The following is a 20,623-nucleotide window of genomic DNA, read 5'->3' as shown; positions in this document are numbered from 1 at the left end:
CCGTGGACCTCAAGCGCAAGCTGGCGCGCCTGACGAGCGTGGGCCCCGGGGGCAAGTCACCCCCGAAGCCCCCTGTGGCGGAGCCACAGGCCGAGCCCGCCACGCGCGCTGATGACACGCCCGCGCCTCGGGCCGAAGCGGGCGTGCCCGACGCGCTCGCCGCGCAGTTGGCGAAGCTGGTTCAGGCCCGGCGCATGGAGGCGCCGTCCACGCCCGTCCCGGGCACAGCTGAAACGGCCTCTCAGAACGCAACGCCCGCCGGCGCGGAATCGCAGGTCGCCCGCGCAGAGGGCACGGTGGAGGCCCCGGCAGCACGCCCAGTCACAGCCACACCTCCATCCGCCCCCCGAGATCCGCGCATCGACAGCCTGCGCAGGATGTTGTCGGACTGGTCGGAGCGCCAGGGCCTGGCCGCCGCGCGCCGAGGCACGCCACCTCCAGCACCTCCAGGCCCACTGCCCGTGGAGTCCCGCGCCACGGCCCACGGCACTGTCCACGTCTCCGAGCGCATCCTCTCTCCGGAGCACCACCACGGCTCCGCGCCCCTCGCCGCGGCCCTGGACGTGGAAGGCTCCCTGGTCGCCAGCCTCGCGCTGCACGCGGACCTGGCGGGCGTGGACTTCCAGCGGATGCTCTTCCTGGACACGGAGACCACCGGGCTCGCGGGAGGCACCGGCACCGTGCCCTTCCTCGTGGGACTGGCGTGGTTCGAGGGCCGCTCGCTCAAGGTGCACCAGCTCTTCCTTCGGCGCCTGGGAGAAGAGGCCCCCATGTTGCGCTCGCTCGCCGAGCGCATGGCCGCGTCCTCCTGCCTCGTCACCTTCAACGGCAAGAGCTTCGACTGGCCGCTCCTGCGAACGCGCTTCGTCCTCAACCGCGTCCCCGCACCAGCGGAGCTGCCCCACCTGGACCTGCTCCACTGCGCCCGCCGCGTCTTCAAGCACCGGGGCGCCGGCACGCGGCTGGTCCACCTGGAAGACCAGGTCCTCGGCTTCCGGCGCGTCGACGACGTGGACGGCTCGCTGATTCCCGACCTGTACTTCCGCTACCTGCGCGGCGGAGACGGCTCGGCGCTGACGCCCGTGCTGGAGCACAACGTCAACGACCTCCTCCTCCTCGCGGCCCTGCTCGGTGAGCTGGTCCGCCGCTTCCGAGCAGGAGACCCAGGCGCCTCCGTGCCCCGGGACGCGGACCCTCGCGACCTGCTCGGCTTCGCGGGCGTGGCGCTCCGGGCCCGCGACTACGAGCGCGCCCAGGCCTTCGCCCGGGCCGCGGCGGCGGGGGACACCGGCGCCGTGGGCATCGAAGCCCTGGCCCTGGCCTCCCGGCTGTCACGCAAGGCGGGTGACGCCTCGGCCGCGGCGGCGCACCTGCACCAGGCACTGAAGACCGCCCAGGGATTCCAGGCCGCGCCGCTGCACCTCCAGCTCACCAAGCTGTACGAGCATGGCCTCAAGGACCTCGCGCGGGCGCTGCACCACGCGAAGCTGGCCTCGGCGGCGGAGTTGCCTGTGGACCACCACCGCCGAATCCTTCGCCTGGAGACGCGCCTGGCCCGGAGCACCCGGGCGGCCTCGCTGGACCTGGGAATGGGGAGCCCTCGCTCGGGAACCTGACGATTCTGGGCTTCCGCACCACTGGAATCGGACAGTCGATCCGGGCGGGACGCTCGCCCCATTGTCAGACAGGCACATGATTGAGGCACACGCCACGGCCGTGCGCTATGAGGGCCCCATGAAAATTACCAAGGACAGCGTCGTCTCCATCGATTTCCGCCTCCACCTCGGCGACGGCAAGGCCGTGGACGAGAGCGAGCCGGGGGAGCCGCTCGTCTATCTGCAGGGGCACGAGGAAATCGTCCCGGGCCTGGAGAAGGCGCTCGAGGGCAAGGCGCGTGGTGACACCCTCCAGGTGACGGTGGGTCCCGACGAGGGCTACGGCGACTACGACCCGGAAGGCATCGAGGAAGTCCCGAAGACGGAGTTCCCGGAGGGCCTGGAGCTGGTGGCGGGCGGCGTGCTCAGCGCCACCGACCCGGATGGGGACGAGGTGGACTTCTTCATCAAGGAAGTGAAGGCCGACTCCGTGCTGGTGGACTTCAACCACCCGCTGGCCGGCAAGACGCTGCACTTCGAGGTCACCGTGCGGGACGTCCGCGCCGCGACGACCGAGGAGCTGGAGCACGGCCACGCCCACGGGCCCCACGACTCTCACTGATTCGGACGGGCGCCTTCGCGGGCCCATCCTTGCTTCAACGCCGGGCGTCTCCAAGACGTGACGCCCGGCGGAAGTCCTCCGCCTAGCCGCCCAGGAAGTCGGACGTGAAGGCGAAGGCGCCCATCATGTAGGGCAGGGCGCCGCCACGGTTCGGGTGGTTCAGGTACCACGCGAAGTTCAGCAGGATCGTCGGCCGGTTGAACGACGAGCCCTCGCGCGTGTTCAGGGCGTACGCCATCATGGGGCCGATGCGCGTGTGGCTGTTGTCCACGTTCTGCGCTCCACCCGAGCCATCCTGGTAGCGCGGCCACACACCGCTGAAGCGGGCCCCCAGCGTGAGCTGCGGCGTCGTCAGCATCATCAGGTCGGTGTCATTGGTGAACACCCAGCCCCGGCCGGGGATGAGCGTGTCCAGCAGCGCGTCGTAGAAGGACGCACCGTTGCCCTCGCGCAGCGCCACGTTCCAGTACTCGATGGACGCCTTGCTCCGCACCACGAACGAGCCAAAGCGCGCCTGGAGCGTGGGCTCCACCATGTAGTGGTGACCGGAGGTGCTGTACGCGTCCCCCTCCGTCAGGTCGCGCGCGTCGTCGGAGAAGTCCAGCATCGGGTTGTTGTACGACTGGAGGAACCCGAAGGTGCCGAAGTACCGGACGTACTCATAGGTCGCCCGCAGGTTGAAGATGGCCAGCGGCTGAATCTCGAAGACGGGGCCAATCTTCACCGAGGCCGGGTTGGCCTTGATGGCGAACGCGCCGTTGACGAAGTTGTCGCGCGTCAACATGGACTCGCCGTCGAACATCCGCTTCTGGAGGATGAGCCGGTTCTGGGTCTCCATGCCCAGCGGGTTCCAACGCAGGAAGTTGATGTTGGCGAAATACAGACGGGTGTCGGGCCCCAGCGGCGGGAGCGTGGGGGCCGTGGGTGCGTCCGTGGGCTTGGGGGCTGTCTGCGGAGTCGACGGCAGGGCAGCGGCTTCGGGCTCTTCGGCGGCGGCTGGTGCGGAGAATCCCAGGCAAAGTGACAGGGAAAGCACGGACAGCGGTCGACGCAGCGTCATCGAGACACCTTCTCGGGGAGTGACGTGGGGGTGCGGTGTACGGCGGGGTTCTGCTCATCCGCGTAGCGCCGGCTGACATAGAAGCCGAAGGCCGCCGCGGTGAAGTACATGATGAGGCTGTAGATGGCCGGGGGAATGGCCATGGTCGAGTTCGCCAGCAGCGTCGGGCTGAGCGCGATGGCAATCGCAAGCATTCCGTTGTGAATGCCAATCTCCATTCCAATGGCAACAGCCTGCCGCCGGGGCAGGCGCAGCAGGATGGGCACGAAGTAGCCCACCGCGAGGCTCACCAGGTTGAAGGCCAGCGCCGCCGGGCCCACCTGGCGGAAGAAGCTGAGCGCATTCGCGCGCTCCGTGTACACGGACGCTGCAATCACCGCGACGAGGAAGAGGGTGGACAGGATGCGAATGGGCTTGTCCATGCGCTGCGCGACGGCCGCGCTGCGCGAGCGGATGAACATGCCCAGGCTCACCGGCCCCAGCACGATGAACACCACCTGCACGATCTTCGCGAACTGCATGGGGACCGCGCGGCCCTCGTCCATGAAGTGCGCGAGCGACAGGTTGATGATGAGCGGCAACGTGACGAGCGACAGCGCGCTGTTCACCGCCGTCAGCGTGATGTTGAGCGCCACGTCACCGCGGGCCAGGTGGCTGAAGAGGTTCGCCGTCGCGCCGCCAGGGGACGCCGCCAGCAGCATCAGTCCCACCGCCAGCTCCGGCGGCAGACTGAAGGCGTGGGCGATGAGCAGGCACGCCACCGGCAACACCAACATCTGGCAGCCGAGGCCCACCAGGATGGCGCGCGGATAGACAATGACCCGCTTGAAGTCCGCCAGCGTCAGCGTCAGGCCAAGCCCGAGCATGATGACGGCCAGCGCCAGCGGCATGAGTACCGCCGTGAATACATTCGACTGCATTCGCCCCCCGATGGAGTGTCCAGCGTTGAGCATTAGCGTCGCGCAAGAGGGCGGGGCGCTTCAAGCGTCTCCGCTCTCAAAGGTTGCTAAAAGTGGAGGCAACCCATGACGCCGTATGTCATTGATGCACTGCGGCGCTGCGCATGAGCCGTCTATTCTCATCGTGAACCGACACGGCTTCGCGGTCGGGCGGGACCCGGCGAGGGAGCATGGACAGGGCGCCACTTCCCGAGACACCGGTGCACGGGTCGATTACGACAGGGGCCATGAGCCGAGTCCTGGATGAGCTGTTGTCGCTCCTTAAACTGGAGAAAATCGAGGAAAATCTGTTTCGTGGCCGGAGTCAAGACCTGGGGTTCCGCCAGCTCTTCGGCGGCCAGGTGCTGGGGCAGGCGCTGTCCGCGGGCAGCCAGACGGTGCCCGCCGGCCGCCATGTCCACTCCCTGCACGGCTACTTCCTGCGCCCGGGCGACGCGACGCTTCCAGTCGTCTACACGGTGGACAGGGTGCGGGACGGCGGCAGCATCACCACGCGCCGCGTCGTGGCCGTGCAGAAGGGCGAGCCCATCCTGACGATGATCGCCTCCTTCCACGGGGACGAAGAGGGCTTTGCCCACCAGGCGCCCATGCCGGAGGTGCCGGGCCCGGAGGGACTGGCCACGGAGCAGGAGCTGCTGAGCCGCCTGTCCGAGCGCATCCCGGAAGCCCTGCGGGAGAAGTTCCTGGGGGAGAAGCCGATTGAGATCCGGCCCGTGGCGCCGGAGGATCCGTTCAATCCGGAGGCGAAGGCGCCCATCAAGCACGTGTGGTTCCGAGCCAACGGCGACCTGCCGGAGGATCCGCAGGTGCACCGGTACGTGCTGGCCTACGCGTCCGACTTCAACCTCATCGGCACCGCGCTCCTGCCCCACGCGGCCAGCTTCTTCCAGCCCCGCATCCAGGGCGCCAGCCTGGATCATGCCCTGTGGTTCCACGGGGACCTGAAGGTGAGCGACTGGATGCTGTACTCCATGGACAGCCCGTGGGCGGGCAACGCGCGCGGCCTGTCGCGCGGCAGCGTCTACACGCGTGACGGCCGGCTGGTGGCCTCGGTGGCTCAGGAAGGGCTGCTGCGCATCCGCAAGCCCAAGGCCTGAGAAACGGGGGCGACACCCCACACCCGCGTGTGGGGTCGAGCCCCCCGCCGCGCACTCGGGAATCCACGAGGGCTGCAACTCTCCGGAATTCCTGGTGCTTTCAGGGGTGGCACCCTCGTTGCTGAGCAAGACAGTGGCTCAGACAACAAGGATCCCCCCGTGCCGAAATCGAGAACCTGGGAGCTGTCGCGACGCAGCCTGCTACGGGGGGCCGCGGGAGCGGCGCTCGCATTGCCCTGGCTGGAGGCCATGGCTCCCTCGATGGCACGCGCGCAAGCGTCCGGTGCGAAGCCGCCGCTGCGCTTCGTGGGCATGTTCCACTCCGCGGGCGTCGTCCCGGACCAATGGTTCCCGACGACCGAAGGCGCGAACTACGCGCTGACGCCCACGCTGTCCCCGCTGGCCCCGGTGAAGGATGACGTCCTGGTGCTGAGCGGCATGCGGCTGGGCGCGTGGGACTACTACGAGCGCACGCACGAAGGCGGCTTCTGGATGATGCTCACCGCGTCCGAGCGCATCGTCGCGGGCAACACGGACTCCATCGATCAGGTGATTGCGCGCGCCACGTCGGCCCAGGTGCGCGTGCCGGCGCTCACGCTGAGCGTGGAGAACAACGGCTACTACAACCCGGGTTACCGCGACGCGAACGGGGACGGCTTCATCGACCCGAAGACGTCGTCCTATGACGACACGCAGGACCATTGCAGCGGTGAGGACCACTGCATGGCGACGTTCTCCCGCGGCCAGCGGCTGCCCAACGTCTACAACCCACGCGTCATCTTCGACCGCCTCTTCGGTTCGCTTCAGGCCGAAGGCCCCACGGAGGCGGAGCGGCGCCTCTGGATGTACCGGCGCAGCGTGCTCGACCGGATGACGGGCCAGGCGAAAGCGCTTCAGACGAAGCTGGGCCAGGCGGACAAGCTCCGGCTGGACGAGTACCTCACGGGCATCCGCGAAATCGAAGTCGCCATCCAGAAGGCCGAGCAGGGTGCCCCGGCCGCCGCGTGCACCACGGGCGCGCGGCCCGTGGGCATCCCCATGGATGGCACGGCCTACGCCAACCTGATGTGCGACCTCATCGTGAAGTCCTTCGAGTGCGACGCCACCCGCGTCGCCACGTTGATGCTCGGCATGTGCGTCAGCCCGATGATGTTCACCGTCAACGGCCGGGCCTTCTCCCACCATGGCGATGCCTCTCACCACGGCAACGACCCGGTGAAGCTGGCGGCCAAGGTGGAGATCGACCGGTGGCAGGTGGCCCGCTTCGCGCACCTGGTGCAGCGGCTGAAGGCGGTGCCGGAGGGGGAGGGCACGCTGCTCGACAACGTGGCGGTGTTCTACTCGAGCGACATCTCGCACAGCGACTGGCACAACCACTACGACATGCCGGTCCTGCTCGCGGGGCGCGCGGGCGGTGCCATCCGGCCAGGCCGGCACATGCGGGCACAGGGCAAGCGGTGTGGAGACGTGCTGCTCTCCATCCTCCAGGCCTTCGAGATTCCACGAGGCACCTTCGGACCGCTGGCACAGGGACCGCTGGCCGGACTGGCGTGAGGGGAGACCGCACATGAAGACCCGTTCACTGCTCTTCGGCATCCCGCTGCTGCTCACCGCGTGCTCGGACGAACTTCCCGTCGCGCGCACCCAGGACCCCAAGCCCGTCGTCGCCGCGCAGAACTGCTCGGATGGCGCGCATTCGCTGCGCCGGCTGAACCGCGCGGAGTACGACAACACCGTGAGGGACTTGCTCGGCGAGACGGGCCGGCCCGCGACGACCTTCCCGGCGGACCCCACGGGCCACGGCTTCGACAACGAGGCCAGCCTGCTGGGCGTGTCCCCCGCGCTAGTGGAGGCCTATGAGGCCACCGCGGGCCGCCTCATCGACCAGGCCTGGGCCCGGGACGGCGCGGCCAGCGCCGGTGGTGGCACCGTTCGCATCGAGGCCGAGTCCGCCAGCGCCACCACGGGTGCCAGTGAGCAGAACGGCACCGTGTGGAATCTGTGGTCCAACGGCGACCTCTCCGCCACCTTCACCTTCGCGCAAGCCGGCGAGTACCAGCTCTCCGTGCGCGCGTGGGGCACGCAGGCGCCGCCGGACCCGGTGCGGATGCAGTGGTTGCTGGATGGCGTCGTGGTGGCGTCGCTCGACGTGCCGGCCACCACGCCCACGGTGTACACGAAGCCGGTGCGGGTGGACTCGCCGGGACAGAAGCGCTTCACAGTGCGCTTCACCAACGACATCTACGACCCGGACACGTCCACGGACCGCAACCTCCTGCTGGATTGGATGGAGGTCCGCTCTCCCGCGCCCACGTCGGCAGCCACCCAGCGCCACCTGCGCGTGTGCGAACCGGCCGCCACCGGGGAAGAAGCATGTGCCCGGCAGATGGTGGAGTCGCTGGCGAACCGCGCCTGGCGGCGTCCCGCGAAGCCGGACGAGGTCGCGGAGTTGATGAGCGTCTACACGCTCGTGCGGGAGTCGGGGGACGGCTTCGAACTGGCGGCGAAGTTCGCGTTCCGTTCGGTGCTGCTGTCGCCGCACTTCCTCTTTCAGGTAGTGGAGACGCAGGCGCCTGGGACGGGCAAGAGTGAGCTGTCCGCGCGCGAGCTGGCATCGCGCCTGTCGTACTTCCTCTGGAGCAGCCAGCCTGACGCGGAGCTGACGTCACTGGCGGACGCGGGCCGGCTGTCCGACCCGGAGGTGCTGGAAGCGCAGGTACGCCGGATGCTGAAGGACCCTCGGTCCGAGGCGCTGGTGCAGAACTTCGCCGGCCAGTGGCTGGGCCTGCGGAAGGTGGACGGCATCACCGCGGACCCGACGCTGTTCCCCGGCATGGACTCCGAGCTCAAGCGCGCCATGCGAGAGGAAGGGGAGAGCTTCTTCCGCGCCTTCCTCAACGAGGACCGCAGCGCGCTGGAACTGCTGGACGCGGACTTCACCTACGTCAACGACCGGCTCGCGGATTACTACGGCCTGCCTCGGCCGGGCTCCGCCTCCGTCACGCGCGTGAGCACGGGCGACGGACGGCGAGGCGGTGTGCTGGGCCAGGCGGGTGTGCTGGCGCAGGCGTCGCTGGCCACGCGCACGTCGCCGGTGCTTCGCGGCAAGTGGGTGCTGGGCAAGCTGCTGTGCCAGGAGCCTCCTCCGCCGCCTCCGGGCGTGGAGGCGCTGCCCACGCAGGTTCCGCCGGGCTCCACGCTGCGGCAGATCACCGAGCTGCATCGCGCCAACCCCGCCTGCGCGGGCTGCCACGACACGCTGGACCCCATCGGTTTCGGCCTGGAGAACTACGACGCGGCCGGGGCCTGGCGGGAGACGGACAACGGCTCACCGGTAGACGCCACGGGCAACTTCAAGGGCGTGTCATTCCAGGGCCCGCGTGAGCTGGCGACCATCCTCAAGGGCGACCCCGCCTTCGCGACGTGCATGACGCGGCAGGCGCTGGCCTATGGCTTGGGCCGCGCGCTGACGGACGAGGACGAGGCCACCGTGCGCTACGTGGACACGCGCTTCTCGGCGGGTGGACACCGGCTCCCCGAGCTGCTGGTGGCCGTGGCCCTCAGCGACAGCTTCCGCAACCGCTGCCCGGTGCCGGCCGCGAAGTAGAACGACGCACGGGCCGTGAATACGGCGCTCGGACGGCCGTCGAGAGCAAGCGGACATCCTCCGCTTGCTCCCGAAAGGTCTTTCGATGCGTACCCGCCTCTGGCCCGCCGTCCTCTCCGTGCTTGCCCTGGGAACCAGCGCCTGTGTCATGGCGCCCCTCCAGCAGGGGTACACCGAGTGCGGAGAGTTCATGGGCGATGACCCCTGCCAGCCGGGGCAGTACTGCGCGGACGCCACCTTCAGCTCGTGCGTGCCCGGATGTACGAGCGACGTGAACTGCGCCTCCAACCAGGAGTGTGTGAAGGAATACAGAGAGCAGGTGGGGACCTGCCTCAACATCTGCACGTCGTGCGCATACGATTGAGCCGGCGGGCAGGGCGCCCGCGGCTTTGGAGGTGACTACGATGCGCGCGGTGGTGTTCCAGCACGAGGAGCACGAAGGGCCCGGCCTGCTGGGGCCGGTGTTGCAGGAGGCGGGCTTCACGCTGGTGAACCGCTTCCGCGCCGTGCGCCGGGAGGACGTGGACGCGGAGCTGTTGGTCGTCATGGGCGGCCGCATGGCCGTCTACGAATCCGAGCAGCATCCCTTCCTGCGGCAAGAGCTGGGCATCCTCATGGAGCGGCTCGCCTACGAGCGCCCGTGCCTGGGCTTCTGCCTGGGCGCCCAGATGCTCGCGGCGGCGGCGGGCGCGGACGTGTTCCCCGGGAAGAATGGCTTCGAGGTGGGCGTGGGTCCGGTGCGATGGACGCCGGAGGCGCAGAAGGACCCCGTGCTGTCCGGGGCCCGTCCGCGCACGGTGGTGGCGCACTGGCACGGTGACTCATATGCGCCCGTCCCGGACGCCACGCTGCTGGCGTCCACGGACCGGTACACCCAGCAGGCCTTCCGGCTGGGTGCGTCCTACGGCTTCCAGTTCCACCTGGAGCTGACCGCCAGCGAGCTGGGGCGATGGATTGACCTCGAGGCGGACAGCCTCCAGCAACGCGGGAAGAACCCCCAAGAGCTGAAGGCGCAGCTGCCCAAGCTCAAGGCGGCCGAGGCCGACAACACGGAGGTGCTGCACCGCCTCGCGCACCACTTCGCGCGCGTGGCGGCGGGCCGCTGACGTGCTCGAGGGCTCGGACTAACGGAGCCCCTTGGGGCGGCGGGCCGCGCTCGCGGACGGTGACGCCACCTGGGAGGAGATGTCCGCGTCGCTGCCGTCGCCCCCTGGGACACCGTCCGCGCCGTACGACAGGATGACAGGGCTGCCGCCCTCATTCATGTACACGTAGTCGCGGTTCCACGGGTCCTTGGGCAGTCGCTCCAGCGAGCGCGCCTGGAGGAGTTCTTCCAGGCCGGCCTGGGTCTCCGGGAAGCTGCCGGTCTTCATGTAGTGGAGCTTGAGCCCCGTCTCCAATGTCTTGATGTCCAGGGCGGCGGTCTTCTGCTTGGCCTCCTCCAGGTTCGACATCACGGAGACGCCCACCGCCGCGGCGATGAGTCCGAGGATGGTGATGACGACCATGATTTCAATCAGCGTAAATCCGCGAGCGTGACGACGCCGAGCGTTCAGCTTCTGCTGGGTTGGATTCATCTTTGAGTTGTGACCTCGTGTGACGTTGTGTCCGGCGCGTGCGTGCCCGACGTGTCGTCATGTCTGCCGGCGCAAGGGCGTTGCACATGCCGCGGGTTGCGTGCGCCTGGACCAGGACTTCGACGCCAGGCGCGGACGTTCGTCAGTGCAGTCGCCGTGCCTGACCGGACGCGCCGCTGTCTCCGCCCGCTCCGCGTGAGCGACTGTCGCTTTCCGCCCGCTGCGTGCCACCCCTGCGCAGGTGGATGCGGGTACGCAAGACTCTCACCCTCCGGATTCGGCGCGGATGGACCGCGCCCTCAACGGAGGCCGTCATGAAGCCCCATCTTCCACTACTCATTCTCCTGGGCGCCGCGGGTTGTGGCACCGAAGTCGATGATGTCGACTTCACGAGTCAGGAGTCCGCCTTGAGTCAGAAGTGGGAGCTGTGCGGGAAGGAGGCCGTTCGATTGGCGGACATCTACCCTGGCCCCGTGGGGTCCAATCCGGCCGATCTGATCCACGGCGACCGAGTCCTCTTCTTCACGGCGGACGACGGGGTGCATGGACGCGAGTTGTGGCGAAGCAGCGGAACGGAGGGCAGCGGCACGTCGTTGGTGAAGGACATCTACCCAGGGCTGGCAGGGGCGGAGATTTCGAATCTCACTCGGGTGGGGAACCGGGTGTTCTTCGCCGCTGATGACGGCGTCCACGGCTACGAGTTGTGGGTGACCGACGGGACGTCGGCCGGCACGTACCTGGTGAAGGACATCTACCCGGGGCCGGAGGATGGGATTCGCCGTCCGGACTACTTCCACTGGCTGCGCGAGCCCGTGCTGGTTGAGTTCGGTGGTGTCCTATACTTCGGCGCGAACGACGGCGTGCACGGACGCGAGCTGTGGCGCAGTGATGGAACAGACGCGGGGACGTACCTCGTCGAGGACATCGAGCCCGGACCCGCTAGCTCCTCCCCGCGAAGTCTCGTTCGCGTGGGTAACGAGGCCTTCTATTTCGTCGCGTCCCAGCGGGGCCCTTGGAGCGATGAGATTCATCTCTGGCGTAGCGCTGGAGTGCCGGGCGCCATTTCCGTCCTCACTCGGGCGGACGACAACGTTCTCTTCAACTTCCTGGCCGTGAAGTCGCGCCTCTATTTCCTCGTGGATAACGACGAGGGCGAAGCCAGCTTGTGGAAGACGGATGGGGCCGCCTCGAACACGCAACAGTTACGGTACTTCTACGGAGAGTATCCGCACGACCTGGTCGCACTGGGCTCGCGTGTCGTCTTCAGCGCCGGGGCAGGTGAGCCAGAGGGTGAGGAGCTCTGGAGCAGCAACGGCTCGACCTCAAGCACGAAGCTGGTGAAGGACATCTGGCCAGGGCCCATGAGCTCCTCACCGAGCTCTCTGGCGGTTCTGAAGTCGCGAGTCTTCTTCGCCGCGAATGATGGCTCCGGAGAGGGACGTGAACTCTGGGTGAGCAACGGCACCGGTTCGGGGACCAGGCTCTTCAAGGATCTGGCGCCCGGTGGTGGCTCATCGGATCCCGAAGCGCTGGCCTCCATTGAAGGCACGCTGTTCTTCTCCGCGAGCGATGGGGTGCATGGGCACGAGCCCTGGGTGAGCGATGGCACCCGTTCGGGCACGAAGGCGCTGCGAGGTCTGGCGCACGGGAGCGCTTCATCGTCGCCGCGCGACTTCGTGCGCTCAGGCTGGGACGTGTTCTTCTCGGCGGATGACGGGAAGACTGGACGCGAGCTGTGGGCCTTGCCGTTCCGTCCGAAGGGGGAGTGCAAGCAGCACCACGCCTACTGAGCTTCGGCGCCCACGCCCAGCCCCTTTTGGTAACAACGATTCCAAGGGGTTGGGTTCCCCGGATGGGTGGAGGTCGAAGGATCAGACCCTCGCGCGTTAATAAGGTGTCAGTTGAAACCTGCCGCGGGGACAGGTCTCGACGAGGGGGAACATGGCGCCGACGTACGACGCGCTGGTCATTGGCACCGGCTTTGGGGGAGCGGTGGCGGCTTGCCGGCTGGCACAGGCGGGCCTGACCGTGCGCGTCCTGGAGCGGGGCCTGCGCTACCCGAAGGGGAGCTTTCCCCGCGACTTGAGCAACCCGCTCAACGGCTGGCTGTGGCGGTACGGCCAGGGCCTCTTCGACGTGAAGCTGCTGCCGGGGATGAGCATTGTCCAGGCCGCGGGCTACGGCGGCGGCTCGCTCATCTACGCCAACGTCCACCTGCGCCCGCCCGCGGAGACCTTCGACACCGACTGGCCGGAGGGCTACAGCCGCGCCGCGTTGGATCCGTACTACGACCTGGTCGCGTACATGCTGGATCTCCAGCCCATCACCGCGTCCGCGCGTGGCCTGCCCACCAAGACGAAGCGGATGCGGGACGTCGCGCGCAAACTGGGCCGTGAGCAGCAGTTCTTCTATCCGGACCTCGCCGTGCGCTTCGCCCCCGCTGGCGAGCCGATGCCAAACAAGTTCGGCGTCGCCCAGGAGGGATGCAACTACTGCGGCGAATGCGACATCGGCTGCAACGTCCGCGCGAAGAACACGCTGGACCTCAACTACCTGGCCGTCGCCGAACAGCAGGGCGCGGAGATGACCACCCAGGCGGAGGCCACGCGAATCGAACCGCTGTCTCCCGCGGGCTATCGCGTCACCTATACCGACCATGTCGCGGGCGGCGCCGAGCGCACCGTGGAGGCCCGCCGCGTGTTCCTGTGCGCCGGCACGGTGAACACCACGGAGCTGCTGCTGCGCTGCCGCGACCAGTGGGGCACGCTCCCGCGCATCAGCGACAGGCTCGGGTGCCGCTATTCAGCCAACGGCGACTTCCTGGCCTTCGCCTTCGAGACGCGCGAGGTGTGGGACCCGTCCGAGGGCCCCACCATCACCACCAGCCTGGTGGTGGACCAGGGGCAGGGCCCGGACAAGACGTGGTTCCTCTTCCAGGAGGGCGGGCACCCCGGGCAGGCGGCGGGGCTGCTTCAGGTGCTGGACATGGGCCGGGACTTCCGTGTCCCCGCGGACCTGCTCCAGAAGCAGTTGGTCCGCGCCCTACGTCGGCGCTCCAAGCCTGAAACCGTCATGGGCAAGGAGCGCGGGCGCTTCCAGGCCGTGTTCCTGGCCATGGGAAGGGACCGTTCCAACGGTCGGCTCGCGCTGCGGCCTTTGACTCGGGACATGGAGGTGCGCTGGGACGTGCCTTCCAACCTGCCGCTGTACCGGACACAGGAGCAGCTCTGCCAGGACATCGCTCGGGCGCTCGGGGCGCGCGCCGTCTTCAACCCCCTGTGGGATCGGCTTCACATCCCCGTGTCCGTCCACAACCTGGGCGGCTGCACCATGGCGGAGGAGCCGGCCTACGGTGTGCTGACCCCGGACGGTGAGGTGCACGGCCACCCTGGGCTGTACGTGCTGGATGGCGCCGCGCTGCCCGCGAGCACCGGGGTGAACCCGTCATCCACCATCGCCGCGGTGGCGGAGCGCAACGTCGAGGCCGCCATCCGGCAAGTGCTGGGGCACCCCACCTGGACCGCCCCTGAGCGGGCCGGAACAGCTTCGGGCCGGGCGGCGGCGGAACCGTTCCGCGCGTCGATGCGGATGAGCACGAGTGTGGCACCCACGCGGGTGGTGCCAAGAGAGGATCCGATGCGGAGCGTGGTGATTCCAGAGGGAGGCACGGTGTTGTCGCCAACGCCCGTGGTGGGGCTGCGCTTCACCGAGCGGATGCGCGGCTTCATCAACCACGGCCACCTACCGGACACGGATTACGCGGGCGCCGAGGAGGAGGGCAAGTCAGAGGGCAGGGTGGCCGAGTTCATCCTCACCATCACCTTGCCCAACCTGGACCGCTTCCTCGCGGAGAAGGCCCATTCAGGCATCGCGCAAGGCACCGTCCACGTCCACGGCCTCACGCCTCCTGGCGGAGCGAAGGTGGACCACGGCGTCTTCAATCTCTTCGTGGACACGGACAGCTACTACGAGCGGCGGATGCTCTACCTGCTGCCCTTCACCGGAATGGACGGCCAGCAGTACCTGCTGGATGGCTACAAGCATGTCCGGGACGACGACGGCTTCGACATGTGGTCGGACACGTCCACGCTCTACACCGTCATCCGCCGGGGTAGCGACCGGCATGCGCCCGCGGTGGCCAGCGGCATCATCCGTCTGGGCATGCCGGACTTCCTGCAGCAGCTCACGACCTTCGCCGTGCTGGGAACGACGTCACCGCTGGCGAAGGCCCAGGCCCTGAAGCGTTTTGGGAGCATGTTCATGGGCAACCTCTGGGACGTCTTCGCGCGAACCAAGCTGGAATAAGAGAGGCGCATCGTGGCGAAGGCATCGCGGTACGACGTGGTCGTCGTGGGCTCTGGCTTTGGGGGCTCCATCAGCGCGCTGCGCCTGGCCCAGGCGGGCAAGTCCGTGCTGGTCCTGGAGCGCGGCAAGCGTTACCGGCCCGGTGACTTTCCCCGGGACGTGACGCGAACGGACGAGGTGCTCTGGCGCCATGCCACGCGGCGCAAGGCGCAGGGCCTCTATGACGTGCGCTTCCTGTCCGGCATCGGCACGGTGACGGCCAGCGGCGTCGGCGGCGGCTCGCTCATCTACGCCAACGTCCACATGCGGCCGGACGCCGAGGTGTTCGAAGACCCGCGCTGGCCCCGGACGTACCGCCGGGACTCGCTGGAGCCTTACTTTGACAAGGTGGCGCGGGAACTGCGGTTGAATCCGGTGCCGCCCTCGATTCCGCTGCGCAAGCGCGACCTCTTCCAGCGTGCGGCCCGGGGCATGGGGCGCGAGACGTTCGACCCGCCCGTGGCCGTGGCCTTCTCGGAGCCGCCGGGACCGGGCCGGCGCGTGTGCCAGCTCTGCGCCGAGTGCGAGTTCGGCTGCCAGCACGGCGCGAAGAACACCATGGACCTGACGTACCTGGCGCGGGCGGAGGCGCTGGGGGCGCTGGTCCTGGCCCGTACGCTCGTCTCCCACGTGGAGCCGCTGCGGGAGGGCTACCGCGTCCACTGCCAGGACCTGGTGTCGGGGGAGCGGCACGCCGTGGAGGGCTCGCGGGTGGTGCTGGCCGCGGGGACGCTGGGCACGGTGGAGATATTGCTGCGCAGCCGGGACGTCGCGCGGACGCTGCCTCGGGTGAGCCGGCGGCTGGGCCATGGCTACTCGGGCAACGGGGACTTCCTGGCGTCGATGCAGGGCGCGCGCGAGGACATCCAGCCCTGGGTGGGGCCCGACGTGTCCACCGTGATGCGCTTCACCGACCGGCAGCCGCGCTTCACGCTGGTGACGGCCACGTTCAACCAGCCCGCCATGGAAGTCCTCGCGGGCCTGGGGCAGCCGAACCTCGGACGGCTCCAGGGCCTGGGGGCACCGTTATGGACCTGCCTGGGCCCAGCCGTTCACGCGGCGCTCAAGAAGGGCCTGATGAGCCGGCCCATGCGTACCGACGTGGATGCGGCGCGCACATCCAACCTGTTTGGCATCGGCCAGGACAACGCCAACGGACGGATGCACCTCGATGACGGGCAGCTCGACGTGTCGTGGGACTTCGCCGGGGAGAACGCGGAGTTGGTGCGGCGGATGACGGACGCGATGCAAGACCTGGCGGCCCAGTACGGCGCCACCTTCGCGCCGCTGGTCACCTGGCAGCTCTTCAAGCGGCCTTTCACGGTGCATTCGCTTGGCGGTGCCCATCTGGCGGAAGCTCCCGAGCGCGGCGTGGTGTCCACCGAGGGAGAGGTCTTCCACTATCCCAGGCTGCACGTGGCGGACGGCTCCGTCATCCCGACAGCCATCGGCTTCCACCCGGTGATGACCATCAGTGCCGTGGCCGAGCGCATCGCCGAGGCCGTGGTGCACGGATTCTCATCCCATTCGAGGAGCGCTTCATGAACACGCTTCCTTCCGCCGAAAGGCACGACTTTCCCGCGGGCGACGGCGTTCCGTTGCAGCTCACGCGTTACCAGGGCGGCGCGAAGGGGCCTGTCCTCCTCGTCCACGGCGCGGGGGTGTGGAGCGGCATGTTCATGCTGCCCACGGTGCAGGAGAACTTCGTGCAGCATCTGGTGCGCCACGGCTACGACACCTGGCTGCTGGACTGGCGCGCCAGCGTGGAGCTGCCGCTGCGGCAGTTCACGTTGGATGACGCCGCCCGCCACGACATGCCCGCCGCCGTCCGGCAGGTCCGAGAGCACACCGGCGCGGACTCCGTGCAGGCGGTGGTGCACTGCGCGGGCTCGGCGACGTTCTTCATGGCGATGGCGGCGGGGCTGCTGCCGGACGTCCAGAGCGTGGTCGCATCACAGGTGGCGCTGCACCACATCGTCCCGCCCTCGACACAGGTCAAGGCGATGCTGCGGCTGCCGGACGTGCTGGACATCACCCGCGACTACCTGACGCCGGACGAGGACCCGAGCAGTCCTTTGTTCCAGGCGGCCTTCGGCACCTTCGTGGACCTGTTCCGCCATGAATGCGACAGCACCGTCTGCCGCCGGTTGACGTTCATGTACGGGCAGCTCTTCCGGCACGCGCGCATCAACCGGGAGACGCATGACCGGCTCGACGAGCAGTTCGGTCCCTGCAACATGCTGACGTTCCGCCACCTGGCGCAGATGGCGCGCTCGGGATACGCGGTGGGCTTCGACCATGGCCGGGAGGAGAACCTCCGGCGTTATGGCCGGGAGCGGCCGCCGTCATACCTGCGCGCGGAGCACCTGAAGCGTCCCATCACCTTCGTGTCCGGAGAACAGAACGGCACATACATGCCCGCGTCCACGGAGCTCACCTATGAGTGGCTGCGTGAAGAGAATGGTGCGTCGTACTACCAGCGGAAGGTCCTGGCGGGGTACGGCCACCTGGACACCTTCATGGGAAGCACTGCGTCGCAGGATACGTATCCGGTGATACGCGGCGCGCTGGAGGCCATGGCCTGACCGGATACGGCGCCATGAGCACTCGCGCCGCTACGCGCCTTCGGCCACCGAGGGCGGTGCCTCGCCCGGTGCATCCGAGACAGACGTCTCGTCCCATCCGATGTAGCGCACGCCCTCCAGGGGCTCGGGCGCGTGGAACTCCAGGGCGCCCACGGTGGACGTGAGCCGTCCGTCCGGTCTCCAGGCCACGAAGGGATGGGGGCGGGTGAAACGCTCCAGCTCACAGGTGGCCACGTCGCTCTGGGCCACGTGGACGTCCCAGCCCGTCGGGTCCCGGTAGACGTAGCCCACCAGCGTCTTGGGATCGCACCACGCGCGGCCCTTCACGGCCACGGTGGCCGAGCGGGACTGGAAGCACAGCTCACCCGGCTGAGGCGACTGCAGGCGCGTGAACAGCATGTCCGGGGCTTCGTGGAACCGGTGTTCCCGCCGCGCGGTGCGCAGGTAGATGGGCGACAGTCTTGGACTGAGCGGATGCTGGCGGGAGCGCACGGACAACACCTCCAGGCGGGCCTCCAGATCCTCCTGGAAGCGCGGCACGTAGAGCCACGTCAACTCCTCCAGCCGACGATGTCCCCACAGGTGCTTCTGGAGCCCCGGCGCGCCCTGGACGTCATACCGGTGCCCATCCACGGTGACGGCGCCGGTGAAGGCGATGTCGTCATGGGCATGGGCCACGTGCGTCGTGAGTGGCAGCAGGTCGGCGCCCCGAGGAGCGCGTCTCACCGCCTCCGCGGACTCCGGCGTGTAGCGCAAATCCCATTCGATGGAATGGCCTCCCGAGGCGACGCGGCCGTGGCACCGGCCCGGCGCCAGCTCCGCGTCACCAATCTGGATGCCAAAGCGGCCCGAGGTGTTGGCGGAGAAGCGGGAGAGGGGATGGATGGCCTTGAGTCCCAGCGCGGGCGTGGCGGTGGCGCAGTCGAAGGCCGCCGCCCACAGCATGGCGCGTGGCTCACCGGGGGCTCCTGGCGCGGGGGTGAAGAGCGTGTAGCGGAACCACCAGGCGCGCTCGCCTCCAGGGTCGAGCACACACAGGAACCAGATTTCGAAGAAGCCTTGCTGCCCCTTCCAGCGCGGAAGATTGGCGCGCTCGCTCGACGGCATATCGTCCCCCCTCACCAACGGCGCCAGGGCGCCATCGCTGGACTACGGTCGCAGAGGGGCGGCCCCCAGGGCAAGCCGCCTCAGCGGCTCGAGTCCTTCCAGGAGACGCGGTACGTGACGCAGTGTTCGTCGAAGGTGCGGACATCCACCGACGCGGCCACGCCACCGGCGGCCCGGGACATGGCGAGCATGACGCCCTGCTTGAAGTAGCGCAGCATTCCGGGCTCGTTGAGCCAGACCTCGGCCTCCGTCGGTCCCGTCTCCGTGATGCGGACCTCGGTGTAGTTGTTGCTCGTCCGGAATCCGTGCTGTGCCTTCGACAGCATCCGCCTGGGCCCCAGCAGCTTCATCACCCCGAGCAGCGCGCGGCCCATCAGCGTGTCGCGGTAACCGTCAATCATCCGCTCGCCGAGCATCCGCCACGCCACCTCGTCGGGCTCGTGGGGGTGCAGCGCCTTCGCTGTCAGCGTGACGCAGCGAATCCACGACTCCAGGGAGTACGCGGGGAGCAGCGGCCGGTCCAGGTCCAGTCCCTCGCTTCGCAGCTGCTCTTTGAGCAGGGGCGTCACCCGTCCGGACAGACCCCGAACGAAGAGCCCTTCCACGATGGGCGGGAAGACGAGTCGTTCGGCCATGGGGTGCATTCCAGCCCGAGCTGTACCGGCCGGGTCAAGCCAGGCCCCTGACGTTCTGTGCGGCGCTGACATACGTGGTTGGCGCACCTATCACAGTGCCGGTCCGCCGGGGATGCGCGCCGAGGCCTACGCGGCAGGTTGTCCCGCCGGGCGCTTCGCATAGCGTTCCGCCAGGAGCGAGCACACCAGGAGCTGGACCTGGTGATAGAACATCAACGGTAGGACGATGAGTCCCAGGGCGGGATTGGCGCCGAAGAGCAGCCGCGCCATGGGCACACCTGAGGCCAGTGTCTTCTTCGACCCACAGAAGACCACCGTGATTTCGTCCTCCTTGGAGAAGCCCAGCGCCCGAGCCGTCCGCGTGGTCAGCATCAGCACGATGGCCAGGATGAGCACCGCGCCCACGAAGGCCAGGCCCAGCACCTCCGCGCCGTAGTCAGAGAACAGGCCCGAGGCAATCGAGTCACAGAACGACGAATAGACGAGGACCAGGATCATCACCCGGTCGAAGGCATTCGTATAGGGCCGGTAGCGCGCGAACCAGCCGCCCACCAGCGGGCGCAGCAACTGTCCCAGTGCCAGGGGAAGCAGCAGGAGTGTCGACAGCTTGAGGACGGCCTGGCCCATGGATAGGGACTGCCCGGTGGCGCTGGCGAACAGGCCGATGATGAGCGGCGTCAGCACGATGCCCAGCAGACTCGACAGGCTGGCGTTGAAGATGGCGGCGGGCACGTTGCCCCGGGCGACGCCCGTCATCGCGACCGAGGAGGAGATGGTCGACGGCACCGCGCAGAGATAGAGCAGCCCCATCGACAGGTCCGCCGGCAGCCAGCGGCCCACCAGCACGTCGCCCAGCCACCACAGCAGCGGAAACACAACGAATGTGAAGGCCTGGACCACCACGTGGACTCGCCACGTCACCACGCCCGCGCGGAGCTGGGCCGCGGGCAGGCCCAGGCCGTGGAGCAGGAACACCATGAAGATGCCCACGTCGGCGACGACGTCCGCGTGCATCGGTCCGCCCGACGCGCCGAACTCCGGGAAGAGCGCGGCCAGGATGACGGCGGCGAACATCCCCAGCAGGAACCAGTCCCGGGCAAGTCGTTTCACGAGGCGAAGGGGCATGTTTGCCCCCCTTACTCCGGGCCGCGGCGGACCTCCACCGAGGAGTGCGCGGGGCGGGCAGGTGGTGACATTGCCGACGCCAGCGCCATGCTCCACCATATCGATATAAACATGAATCGACATTCATGTCGGTGCGCGCTGGTCACGGGTGCGGCTCACGGAATCGGCCTCGCGGTGGCGGAAGCCCTCACGGCGCAGGGAGTGCGGGAGCTGCTGGCGGACCTCGACGGGGTGGCCGGGGCTGGACGCGGCTTGAACCCAGCGGCCTGTCAGCCGTACCCAGGTCCGGCTGCACGTCAGCGTGTCTGGC

Annotated in this window: 17 protein-coding genes; 11 read left to right on the top strand and 6 right to left on the bottom strand. The window is 68.5% G+C overall.

Annotated features, from left to right (window positions below; all coding sequences use genetic code 11):
• Positions 1 to 2 precede the first annotated feature (2 nt).
• Both OZ403_RS19910 and OZ403_RS19905 read left to right on the top strand, forming a co-directional pair.
• Positions 3 to 1,616, top strand: coding sequence for a ribonuclease H-like domain-containing protein (locus OZ403_RS19910; RefSeq protein WP_268781468.1), 1,614 nt, complete (start codon positions 3 to 5; stop codon positions 1,614 to 1,616).
• Positions 1,617 to 1,734: 118 nt separating this feature from the next.
• Positions 1,735 to 2,217, top strand: coding sequence for an FKBP-type peptidyl-prolyl cis-trans isomerase (locus OZ403_RS19905; RefSeq protein WP_174260059.1), 483 nt, complete (start codon positions 1,735 to 1,737; stop codon positions 2,215 to 2,217).
• Between the two features lie 82 nt (positions 2,218 to 2,299).
• Here the strand turns inward: OZ403_RS19905 and OZ403_RS19900 are convergent, their stop codons facing one another.
• Entirely contained in the window at positions 2,300 to 3,277 is a 978-nt protein-coding gene (locus OZ403_RS19900) for a hypothetical protein (protein ID WP_140792029.1), read from the bottom strand.
• Complete coding sequence (locus OZ403_RS19895) at positions 3,274 to 4,197, bottom strand: bile acid:sodium symporter family protein (RefSeq protein ID WP_140792027.1); 924 nt, start codon at positions 4,195 to 4,197, stop codon at positions 3,274 to 3,276. The genes OZ403_RS19900 and OZ403_RS19895 overlap by 4 nt, the downstream gene beginning before the upstream one ends.
• Positions 4,198 to 4,463: 266 nt before the next feature.
• Between OZ403_RS19895 and tesB the strand changes: the two genes are divergently transcribed.
• From tesB to OZ403_RS19870, 5 genes are all read left to right on the top strand, one after another.
• Positions 4,464 to 5,333 carry an acyl-CoA thioesterase II gene (tesB, locus tag OZ403_RS19890; protein ID WP_140798545.1) on the top strand — a complete coding sequence of 290 codons (870 nt, stop codon included), beginning with the start codon at positions 4,464 to 4,466 and terminating at the stop codon, positions 5,331 to 5,333.
• A gap of 159 nt (positions 5,334 to 5,492) precedes the next feature.
• Entirely contained in the window at positions 5,493 to 6,887 is a 1,395-nt protein-coding gene (locus OZ403_RS19885; protein WP_268781467.1) for a DUF1552 domain-containing protein, read from the top strand.
• Positions 6,888 to 6,900: 13 nt separating this feature from the next.
• Positions 6,901 to 8,940, top strand: coding sequence for a DUF1592 domain-containing protein (locus tag OZ403_RS19880; protein ID WP_140855085.1), 2,040 nt, complete (start codon positions 6,901 to 6,903; stop codon positions 8,938 to 8,940).
• Positions 8,941 to 9,025: 85 nt separating this feature from the next.
• On the top strand, positions 9,026 to 9,304 hold the full coding sequence (locus OZ403_RS19875) for a hypothetical protein (protein ID WP_237078401.1): 279 nt from the start codon (positions 9,026 to 9,028) through the stop codon (positions 9,302 to 9,304).
• 40 nt (positions 9,305 to 9,344) lie between these two features.
• Entirely contained in the window at positions 9,345 to 10,046 is a 702-nt protein-coding gene (locus OZ403_RS19870) for a glutamine amidotransferase-related protein (RefSeq protein ID WP_268781466.1), read from the top strand.
• An 18-nt stretch (positions 10,047 to 10,064) separates the two neighbouring features.
• Here OZ403_RS19870 and gspG read toward each other — a convergent pair whose 3' ends face one another.
• Positions 10,065 to 10,517: a type II secretion system major pseudopilin GspG gene (gene gspG / locus OZ403_RS19865; RefSeq protein WP_140855082.1), complete on the bottom strand. Its 453-nt coding sequence runs from the start codon at positions 10,515 to 10,517 to the stop codon at positions 10,065 to 10,067.
• Positions 10,518 to 10,831: 314 nt separating this feature from the next.
• On the opposite strand from gspG, the gene OZ403_RS19860 reads away from it, so the two are divergent.
• From OZ403_RS19860 to OZ403_RS19845, 4 genes are all read left to right on the top strand, one after another.
• Positions 10,832 to 12,307 carry an ELWxxDGT repeat protein gene (locus tag OZ403_RS19860; protein WP_268781465.1) on the top strand — a complete coding sequence of 492 codons (1,476 nt, stop codon included), beginning with the start codon at positions 10,832 to 10,834 and terminating at the stop codon, positions 12,305 to 12,307.
• Between the two features lie 151 nt (positions 12,308 to 12,458).
• The gene (locus OZ403_RS19855; protein ID WP_268781464.1) at positions 12,459 to 14,822 is read left to right on the top strand and encodes a GMC oxidoreductase; all 2,364 of its coding nucleotides are present in this window, start codon (positions 12,459 to 12,461) and stop codon (positions 14,820 to 14,822) included.
• 12 nt (positions 14,823 to 14,834) lie between these two features.
• Entirely contained in the window at positions 14,835 to 16,406 is a 1,572-nt protein-coding gene (locus OZ403_RS19850) for a GMC family oxidoreductase N-terminal domain-containing protein (RefSeq protein WP_268781463.1), read from the top strand.
• The gene (locus tag OZ403_RS19845) at positions 16,403 to 17,446 is read left to right on the top strand and encodes an alpha/beta fold hydrolase (RefSeq protein WP_140792011.1); all 1,044 of its coding nucleotides are present in this window, start codon (positions 16,403 to 16,405) and stop codon (positions 17,444 to 17,446) included. The genes OZ403_RS19850 and OZ403_RS19845 overlap by 4 nt, the downstream gene beginning before the upstream one ends.
• Before the next feature lie 30 nt (positions 17,447 to 17,476).
• Here the strand turns inward: OZ403_RS19845 and OZ403_RS19840 are convergent, their stop codons facing one another.
• The 3 genes from OZ403_RS19840 to OZ403_RS19830 all read right to left on the bottom strand — a co-directional run bounded on the left by OZ403_RS19840 (position 17,477) and on the right by OZ403_RS19830 (position 20,313).
• Positions 17,477 to 18,553: a hypothetical protein gene (locus tag OZ403_RS19840; RefSeq protein ID WP_268781462.1), complete on the bottom strand. Its 1,077-nt coding sequence runs from the start codon at positions 18,551 to 18,553 to the stop codon at positions 17,477 to 17,479.
• Positions 18,554 to 18,633: 80 nt separating this feature from the next.
• On the bottom strand, positions 18,634 to 19,188 hold the full coding sequence (locus OZ403_RS19835; RefSeq protein ID WP_237078400.1) for a DUF2378 family protein: 555 nt from the start codon (positions 19,186 to 19,188) through the stop codon (positions 18,634 to 18,636).
• A gap of 126 nt (positions 19,189 to 19,314) precedes the next feature.
• Complete coding sequence (locus OZ403_RS19830) at positions 19,315 to 20,313, bottom strand: bile acid:sodium symporter family protein (protein ID WP_140792005.1); 999 nt, start codon at positions 20,311 to 20,313, stop codon at positions 19,315 to 19,317.
• Positions 20,314 to 20,623 lie beyond the last annotated feature (310 nt).

It is taken from the genome of Myxococcus sp. NMCA1, from assembly GCF_026810205.1.
GTDB lineage: Bacteria > Myxococcota > Myxococcia > Myxococcales > Myxococcaceae > Myxococcus > Myxococcus xanthus_A.
Note: the sequence above shows the minus strand (reverse complement) of the source record. Positions and strands in the feature narration are given on the sequence as shown.